The sequence below is a fragment of the Streptomyces anandii JCM 4720 genome, from assembly GCF_014650655.1.
Taxonomy (GTDB): domain Bacteria; phylum Actinomycetota; class Actinomycetes; order Streptomycetales; family Streptomycetaceae; genus Streptomyces; species Streptomyces anandii.
In genome coordinates this window covers 143971-148685 of record NZ_BMVJ01000010.1, presented here as the reverse complement: position 1 = coordinate 148685, position 4715 = coordinate 143971, and the positions used below count along the sequence as shown (strand labels likewise).

General features: G+C 73.8%; 4 protein-coding genes. 2 read left to right on the top strand and 2 right to left on the bottom strand.

Annotated features, from left to right (window positions below; genetic code table 11):
* On the bottom strand, positions 1-660 hold a 660-nt coding region (locus tag IE249_RS19620; RefSeq protein ID WP_189706239.1), incomplete at its 3' end, for a hypothetical protein.
* Positions 661-730: 70 nt separating this feature from the next.
* On the bottom strand, positions 731-1336 hold the full coding sequence (locus tag IE249_RS19615; RefSeq protein WP_189706237.1) for a class I SAM-dependent methyltransferase: 606 nt from the start codon (positions 1334-1336) through the stop codon (positions 731-733).
* Between the two features lie 279 nt (positions 1337-1615).
* On the opposite strand from IE249_RS19615, the gene IE249_RS19610 reads away from it, so the two are divergent.
* The gene (locus IE249_RS19610; RefSeq protein ID WP_189706235.1) at positions 1616-3226 is read left to right on the top strand and encodes a hypothetical protein; all 1611 of its coding nucleotides are present in this window, start codon (positions 1616-1618) and stop codon (positions 3224-3226) included.
* Between the two features lie 123 nt (positions 3227-3349).
* Positions 3350-4715, top strand: a 1366-nt coding sequence (locus tag IE249_RS19605) for an MMPL family transporter (RefSeq protein WP_189706233.1), incomplete at its 3' end; no start/stop codon positions are given.

The following is a 4715-nucleotide window of genomic DNA, read 5'->3' as shown; positions in this document are numbered from 1 at the left end:
CGCCCGGCGCGTCCAGCGGCCGGTCAGCGCGAGGACGACGGCCGCCAGAGGCCGTAGCAGCGAACGGCCGCGCAGCGAGATCGTGATGTGCGCCTCCCAGCCCTCGCCGTCCGGGCTGGGACGGGGGACGGCTCGCAACTCGGCACGGAGCAGGCGGTGGTCCAGGCGTGCCGTGGCGGGGGCGGTCGGTGAGGTGCGGCCGCCTTCCGCGGCGCTCCACCAGTCGTCCAGCCGTACACGTACTCGGCCGCGCGCCGCCCCACCCGCGGTGCGGACCCGGCCGCTCGCCTCCAGCAGGCGGGGACGGTCGGGGCTGGTGAGGGCGATGTCCGCCGTGACGTGGGTGTCCGCGTCGGTCAGGGACAGGCTCAGGCGTACGGCTCGGCGGCGGTCCCATTGGGCGATCGTGATCCGTCCTGGTGTGTTCCTGACCGTTGTGGCTGGTTCGGCGTCCGGCTCCCCGACGACGTAGACCGCTCCGGGTCGTAGGTGCCGGCCCTCTGCCAGCCGTACGTCCCGCAGCGGCCGCCCGTCCGGCAGCAGCAGTCGGTGGCCCTTCGCCTCGGTCTCCTCCACCTGGGTGCGGATCACCTCAAGCGCGTCGGCCGGCCATCGGCGGGGGACGGGTGCGAGAGCCACCGTGTGATGAATGCGGAGCATGCGGCGGAGAATGGTGTGCCCGGCCCGGCATGTCCATGCCCCGTGTCGGGTGTCGTACGCCCCTGCCGGGTCATCGGCGGTGGACGCTGACCGCGTAGCCGCCGCCGGTGTAGGGGTCCGCGTCCCAGGTGGCGAAGCGGTCGACGAGGGTGAGGCCGGCCGCCGCGCAGTGGGCGTCGTACTGGGGCAGGGTGACGGTCGGCGGTACGGGCAGGTGGGCCTCGTCCAGGCCGAAGCCGACCACCAGCAGACCGCCGGGGCGCAGGGCGGCGGCGAGGCGTGCCGTCGCCGTGGCCTCGGTGCCGGGGGCGAGCAGCGGGACGACGTTGCCCGCGGCGACCACGAGGTCGAAGTCCGCTGCGACACCGAGCGCCCCCGCGTCGAACCGCGTGAGGTCCGCCTGGAGCCAGGGCAGCTCCGGCGCCTGTTCCCGTGCCACGGCCAGCATCGAGGCGTCGAGGTCCACGCCCACGCAGTCGTACCCCAGCTCGGCGAGGCGGATCATGACCCGCCCGGTGCCGCACCCCGCGTCCAGGATCCGCGCGCCGGGCGGCACGAGCTCCGCGCAGAACCGTGCCTCGCCGTGCATGTCCTTTCCGCTGCGGGCCAGGGCCGCGAACCGGGCGGCGTAGTCCCGGCCGGACGTCTCCCCCGTCAGTTCCCTCCAACGACTCATGGGCCAATCCTACGAAGGCGCCACGCCGAGCCGGCCACACCGAGGAATCTTGCCGTTTCGTCAAGAATTCCAAGACTTCGCAATGGCTGCCAGGGCCTCTGAACGCCCCCGCGGAGCGGCCCGTACCGCGAGTGGGCCCCTTGTGCCGCCGGGCACTGGGGCCCGTGCCGTCACGACCATCGTGTGCCCCCGTACGACCGTGGGCTCCCGCCGACGGAGGGAAGCACAGTGAGGAGCAGCCCAGTGCCCCGCAAGGACTCGACACAGTCGTCGCGCGTCGTGCAGCGAGAGCGTGCCCGGCGGCGGAAACGGTCCAAGCTGTCGCTCGCCCTGATCGGCGGGCCGGTGATCCTGGCCGTGGTCGCGGGCTCGGTGTTCGCGGCGGAGAGCCGCGGCCAGCACGGCACGCGCCGGGGCAGGGCCGCCTCCGCGCAGCAGCAGCAGGAGAAGCCGAATCCCAACTGCACGCTGCTGGTCCCGGACCACCCCCTCACCGCCGCGGGCCTGGCCACGCCGTACAGACTCGTCGCCACCGACCCCGCACAGGGACCGTGCCACGAGGCCAACGCCGATCAGTCGGCTTTCGTGGAAGCCGCCATCATCGACACCAAGGGCAGACTGACGATCTACAACCCGCTGGTGATCGACAAGGGCGCGAGACCGGCCGCGCGCCCGGTGCGGCCCTCGGTGCCGAAGGGCTCCACGGTCGGCATCTGGTTCGGGTTCAACAGCGCCGACCTCACCCTGCGCACCAGCGGCCGCTCGAACAGCCTCGCCCAGGGCAAGTGCGTCAACGGGCTGCGGAAATCCGTGTTCGGGCAGTTCGCGTACTGCAACGCGCCCGCGTTCTTCCGGGCCGCCAACGCCCAGATCGCCAAGAAGCACCTGAAGATCCCGGCCCTCGGGACCGCCAAGGACGGCATGCCCTGCCCGACCACGAGGGACTTCTCGGTCGTGGACCAGGACGGAAGCGACAACGTGGTGACCCACTACCTCGCCGACGCCCGCGGCCACATCGCCCAGAACAACGCCGCGGGCAGGGCGGCGCTGCGCAGGGCGGCCAGGCTCTCCAACCGGGGCGACCGCCACCACCGCCACAACGGCAGGACGAGGTCGAGGACCGCCGAGGTCCCCAAGGATCTCGCCAACGGCAGCGACAACCTGCTGCTGACCCAGTTCCTGGACCCGGCGCTCGGCTGCAAGCCCTTCACCGCGCCCGACCAGTCCAGCGACGGCCGGACCGGTTCCGCCCTCGCGCTGGACGAACTGTCCGCCGCCGCCAACCAGAAGGCGCCGATCGCGCTGATCCCGATGAACGACCCGATGACGCTCGTCGACGGCCGCAGGAGCGTCGCGAAGACCAACGCCTACCGGGCGGGGGTCGACATGCCGGCGGTCCGCTCCGGGGCCGACGGCGACGGGGCGGCCTTCTGCAGCGCCCTCTTCCGTGACCCCGCCGGCATCCAGCGCGTCTTCAAGGACAAGGCGCTCCTCGTGAAGGCGCCCTCGCCGGACCCGGGCACGGCGCCGAACCTCTTCGGCTTCCTGGCCGCGCGGGCCAACCAGACCTTCACCAACCTGGGCTGCGATCACCTCCTCGGCGCCGCCGACCCCGTCACCCTCACGACGAACGCGGCGGGGCTGGTGACCGACGCGGTGCTGACACCGCTCGGCCAGGCATCCGCGTCCGCGTCGCCGTCGGCGTCCGCGTCGGCCTCGGCCTCGGCCTCGGCCTCGGCAAGCATGACCGCGACCGCACCGGCATCGGCGTACTCGGCGACCCCGACGGCAACCGCGTCCGCCGTCTCCACACCCCCGTCCACCTCCACATCCGAGTCGGCGCCGGTCTCCGCCCCGGCATCGGCACCTCCCGCTTCCGCCGCCCCGTAATACCCGCACCACCTCCCGTCAAGTAGCGAACCGTCGTGGCTGGGACGCCTCCTCCCGGTCGGGCCACGGTGGCAGTCGACCGCATGCAGCGGAACGACTGGACCGCGCCCGACTGGAGGCCGTATGTACCGCAGGCTGGGTACCACCGCGACCCGTAGCCCCCGGCTGGTGCTGTTCGCCGCCCTGGCCTTCCTCGTCCTGTCGGTGGTGTTCGGCGCGGGCGCGACGGGGCGGCTGAAGACGCAGGGGTACGACGATCCCTCGTCCGACTCCACCTACGTGGCCCGCACGACCGCCGGGTACCGGGGAACCACGCCGAACCTGGTCGTGGTCGCGCAGGCCGGGCCGCACCGCAGCGTGGACGCGCCCGCCGTCAGGAGGGCGGGGCAGGAGCTGACCCGCCGCCTGTCCGCTCAGCCGCACGTCGGCGAGGTGTCCTCGTACTGGCGCGGCGGCGCGGCGGAACTGCGCGGCCGGGACGGGCACTCGGCGCTGCTGCTCGCACGCGTCGACGGCGAGGGCGACGCCCTCGGCGCCCGCGCCGAACAGGTCCGCGCCGCCCTGGCCGCCCCGCCGCCGGGCGGCCCGGCCGCGCTGACCGTCCACGCGGGCGGAAAGGCGCTGGTCGACGCGGAGACGCAGGCCACCACGGCCTCCGACCTGCAACGGGCCGAGGCCGTGGTCCTCCCCGGCACCCTGCTCCTGCTGCTCCTGGTGTTCGGCAGCGCGGTGGCCGCGGCGCTGCCCCTGCTCATCGGCCTCCTGGCGATCAGCGGGACGCTGCTGGCGCTGAACCTGCTCGGCGGCGTCACCGACGTGTCGGTGTTCGCGCTGAACCTCACCACCGCGCTCGGTCTCGGCCTCGGCATCGACTACGGGCTGCTGGTCGTCTCCCGCTTCCGCGAGGAACTGTCCCGGGGACACGCGCCACGCGACGCGGCCCAAAGGACCGTGGCCACCGCGGGACACACCATCTTCTTCAGCGCCGCCACCGTGTGCGCCGCGCTGGCGACGCTGCTGGTCTTCCCGCCGTACTTCCTGCGCTCCTTCGCCTACGCGGGCATCGCCGTGGTGGCCGTGGCCGCGGTCGCGGCCGTCACGGTCCTGCCCGCGCTGCTGACGCTGCTCGGCGGGCGTGTGAACGCCTGGGCCGTGCCGTGGCGCCGCCGAGCGCGGGCCGGCTCGGCGTCACGGGCCTGGGAGCGGCTGGCGCGCGCCGTCGTACGCCGTCCGCTGACAGCCGCGCTGCCGGTGCTCGGGCTGCTGCTGACGCTCGCCGGGCCGTTCGTCCACGCCGGCTTCGCCATTCCCGACGACCGGGCGCTGCCGCCGGGCGCCGCCGCCCGGCAGACCGGTGACCTGGTGCGCGGCGATTTCGGTACGAGTGACGGCGGTGCGCTCACCGTGTTCGCCACCACCACCGGGCCCGCTGCCGCGCACGACTTCGCGCCCGCGCTGTCCGTCCTGCCAGGCGTGGCGGAGGTCAAGG